Raw genomic sequence first — 3,903 nt, 5'->3', positions numbered from 1 at the left:
CGAGCAGTCACGAGGAGCCGGGCCGGCGTCTCCGGTCGCGCCCGACGCGCACACGTCGTCCCCGACGCCGGTCGGCGCGCTGTCCGACGTGGACGTGGTGCACAGTGCGGTGGGCGTCTCCGAGACGGGTGGGTCGCTCGGCGACAGAGCGGGCGTCCCGCACCCGGTCACGGCCGACCCCGCGCCGTCGGCGACGACCACCAACCCGACCACGTCGGCGGTAGGTGATCCGAGTCAATCTGTGGTGGGTGCTGATCCGAGGCTTTCGTCGGCGTCCGCGCCCGTGGTCGGCCCCCTCGAATCGGGCAGCGGGCCGGCTGCCACCGGTGTGCCGCCGGTCCAGCCCGGCAGTTCCCCGCACGTCACCACCTCCGGACCGACCGCCTGGTCTCCGGCGACCGTCCCCTCCGCACCGACGATCACCCCAGGCCCGGCGGCACCGATCACCTACGGCGCCCCGACGACGTCCAACGGGCCGCTGCCGGTCGCCTCCACCCCACCGGTGGTGGGTCGATTCACCGTGCCCGCGCGTGTCCCGACCCGGCAGACGCCCGCACCGGTGCGAGCGCCCGACCATCCCGCCCGGGGAAGGGCGTCGATCCCCGTCGACGTGGTCGCGTTCGGCGCCCCGTCGGTGCGCGAGCCCGACACCAACGACGCGTACGCGGCGCAGTGGGCCGCAGCGGCCGAAGCCGCCGAGCGGCGGCGCTACCAGGACCACTACGAATCGCTGCGAACCGGGTTCGAGAACAACCGCCGGCAGTCCGAGGCCGCCCGACTGCGCACCCGCGCCGTGGAGCACGATCGCCGAGCCGTCGAGTACGCCACCTACGCCCGCCAACTGCACCAGGCCGGCAACCGGCAGTGGGCCGACGGCTGGCAGCGCGCCGCGAACGAGGAAGTTCGCGCGTACTCCGAATGGCGTGACCTGGCAGACGCGGTGCTGGCCGGCACCACGGCCCCGCCGGTCGTCGACATCAGCGCCACCTTCGAGCACGCCAACCGGGACGTGGGCGCGCTCGCGCTCGGCGCGGTGGAGACCACCGGCCCGTCCAGGCTCACCGGCGACGACGATCCGCCGCCGATCGACAACTCCCGGCCGTACGGGCAGCCCGGAGGACTCCGGCCACCGCTCGCCCTGCACCAGGTCGACGTCGAACGACAGATGCCCCGTGGACCGGACGGCACCGTCACCCGCACCGCCGACCCCCGACACGGCGGCTGGTTCGGGCTACTCAACGACGGCGGTCCCGCGGCCGACGCCACCCGGGGCATCAACTGCCTGGACTGCACACTGTCGCTGTTCGAGACGTGGGTGCACGGGCGTCCCCGCGTGTCGGCGCCACGAACCTTCGACGGCTACCTCGACGGTGACATCCGGCGCCCCATCCGTGGCGAGGCGGGCGGCCCCGGCCGGGTGGAGGACGTGACCGGCGGGCGCTTCCAGAAACTCCTCGCACCGGCGTCCGGCCAACGCACGGACTCCGCACAGGCGCGGCAGGCCGCCGACCGGGGCTACCGCAACCTGCACGACCAACTGCTGCTGGGCGGGCACGGCAGCTACTCGTTCCTGGTCACCGAGTGGGCGCACGGCGGTTCACACGCCTGGGTAGCGCTCAACCAGAACGGCACTGTGCTCTACGTGGACCCACAGGACGGCGTGGTCCGGGACCGGCCGCTCTACCCCGACGTGGTCGGCATCGACGCGCTGGTGCTGAGCGGAGACGGCCGACCGATGCCGCTCGGCGGACTGCCCCGGGGCCGGTTCAGCGAACGGCCCGACCTGCCGGATCACCCGCCGACGCGCGACGACGGCGGCCACGGCGACCCGTACATCAACCGGATGTACCTGCTCCTCGACGGCCCGGGCTCGGCGAGCGCCGATTCCGGCCGGGCCGAGTCGAGTGGCGTTGCTCAATCAACGCCCGACCTCGCCCAGCTCACGAGCACCGAACTGGCAGTGCTGACGGAAGTCCAGGAGCGTGCACTGAGCGTTGCCGACCGGGTCGAGGATGCTTTGGCTCAGGTCGGGCAGAACGTGACCGACTCGCTCGACCTGAGCGATCCAATTTGCCTACGAGACCGCGAGTATCGCGTCAAGGGGCTGGAGTCGCTGGCTCGGAAGTACCTCGACGAGGCCCGTGTCGCGACGATCGACGTAACGGGTTTCGCGGCAAGCGTCAATGACGTCCTGAGGTTTTGCCTCGAACTACCGTCGGGCCGGCACTACAGCAACGCCGTTGACCTGGTTCTTGCCGGCCTGACCGCGGCTGGCTTCTCAGTGCCGACTTCAGCCTGCAAGAACTTCTGGCGCCAGGGAAACCGTTTCTACGGACTGAACTGCACGCTTCGTTCGCCGGACGGGATGCTGATCGAGTTGCAGCTGCACACTTCGCTGTCGCGAGAAGCGTGGCTGGCGACCCATGAGGAGTACGAAGTTGTGCGGCGCCCGTCGAACAGCCCTGAGCGACGAGTCGAAGCACTTCTGCGGATGCTCAGTGCGAACCGCTCGCGCGGCTTGCCGGATGCGCTGCCGGACGGGCTCGATCTCCGTTTTCCGACCAAGGACGCCACCTTCGCCAAGTGGATCAGCGAGAACAGCGACGTCTGGCGCAAATACCGCGCCTGGTTAACTCGCCAAGGGGCAAGCCTCGAACAGGTGGTGCAAGGGCTGGGGTTACGGTCTCGTGACTTCCCCATAGCTCCGCAGGTCGTCGAAGAGTTGGAGCAGGAGATTGTTGAGCTACTACGTGATCTACCGGACCGATGAGCAGAGCGGGCCGGCAGGCCTCTTCGTCATGGATGCGGGCCTAGGTCAGGCGGTTCTCTGGGACCATCGCGCCCGAGCGTGGGCCTACGATCCCGGGCTTGTAGTGCGCTTCCTCGATGACTATCGGAATGCGGACCGTTACAAGAACGTGAGCCGTGCTGACGCCGAGGCGGCGGTTGAAGCAGTTACCGGTGGCGAGAAGTTGCCTGACGAAGGCTCGATCCGGGCGATGTTCAAGGGTGGCGACGATACCTGAGGTGGTGAATTCCCGATGAGCGGAGGTTTGGTGCTTCCGTCTTACTACCTGTACTACCAGTCGCCGGTGAAAATCGTGGAGACGCCCGACGCCGGCGCCAGGGTTTGGCGTGTCGCGATCGACACTGGCGCTTGGCAGGAGAAGAACGAGTTGTTCAGCGAGATCGTCTTCGACAGCGGGGGCAAAGTATTTCGGCGCTCTCCCAAGGACTGCGTGCAGGAGGTGGAGCGCTTTCGGGCTCACTATCTTGAGGGCGAAGGCCCGATCTTCGCTCTCTACGAGACGGTGCAGGCGGTCAGGGACGTGGCGAAGGCCGAGGATCGTCACCTGACGCCGAAGGAGCAGGCGCTCATTCGCGGGATTCGGCAGCGGACGTTCGTCATGTTCGAGGAGCAGCTTCGCGCGGCCGGTGATCCTGGCGCGGACCCCGACTTGGGGAGAGCGACGTAGGCGTGGGCTTGCCTGAGCGTGGGAGAGATCGGCGGGGCCCTGGCGGGGCCGAATAAGATCGACGCATGGCGAAATCTGGTACGCAGAGCGTCAGGTCCACTGTCTGGGCCTGGCCGGTCGGCCTCCTGATCGGTCTGGCGATCGGCATTCCCGTGTTCGGTGCGAAGGGTGGCGTTGCCTTCGGTATCGCCTTCTGCACTGCCTTCGCCCTCGGCCTGGGTGTGATCAGGAGCCGGGCCGGCGGTGATCCTGCCCAGGATGGCGGGGCCGCCGGGGATGGCGTCGGTGCCTCAGGTCGAGGGTGATCGACTCCGGTTCATTGATGTCGGGGCATCCAGGGCGGCGGGACCACCCGACTTCAGTGAAGCCGAGTGGATCATGAACCACCCGATCGGCAGCAGCATCAACTGAAGCACGATCGCGGGGG

At 68.6% G+C, this 3,903-nt stretch carries 4 protein-coding genes; all 4 read left to right on the top strand.

Annotated features, from left to right (window positions below; all coding sequences use genetic code 11):
* Positions 1-2,770, top strand: a 2,770-nt coding sequence (locus ABZ749_RS31080; RefSeq protein WP_357234020.1) for a toxin glutamine deamidase domain-containing protein, incomplete at its 5' end; no start/stop codon positions are given.
* Positions 2,739-3,026 (top strand): hypothetical protein, encoded by a 288-nt coding sequence (locus tag ABZ749_RS31075; protein ID WP_357234016.1) that lies wholly within the window; start codon positions 2,739-2,741, stop codon positions 3,024-3,026. The genes ABZ749_RS31080 and ABZ749_RS31075, both read left to right, overlap by 32 nt.
* Positions 3,027-3,041: 15 nt before the next feature.
* Positions 3,042-3,476 carry a hypothetical protein gene (locus ABZ749_RS31070; protein ID WP_357234013.1) on the top strand — a complete coding sequence of 145 codons (435 nt, stop codon included), beginning with the start codon at positions 3,042-3,044 and terminating at the stop codon, positions 3,474-3,476.
* A gap of 65 nt (positions 3,477-3,541) precedes the next feature.
* The gene (locus ABZ749_RS31065) at positions 3,542-3,781 is read left to right on the top strand and encodes a hypothetical protein (protein WP_357234010.1); all 240 of its coding nucleotides are present in this window, start codon (positions 3,542-3,544) and stop codon (positions 3,779-3,781) included.
* Positions 3,782-3,903: the final 122 nt, after the last annotated feature.

The organism is Micromonospora sp. NPDC047753 (assembly GCF_040642735.1).
In the GTDB taxonomy this organism is placed as follows: domain Bacteria; phylum Actinomycetota; class Actinomycetes; order Mycobacteriales; family Micromonosporaceae; genus Micromonospora.
Note: the sequence above shows the minus strand (reverse complement) of the source record. Positions and strands in the feature narration are given on the sequence as shown.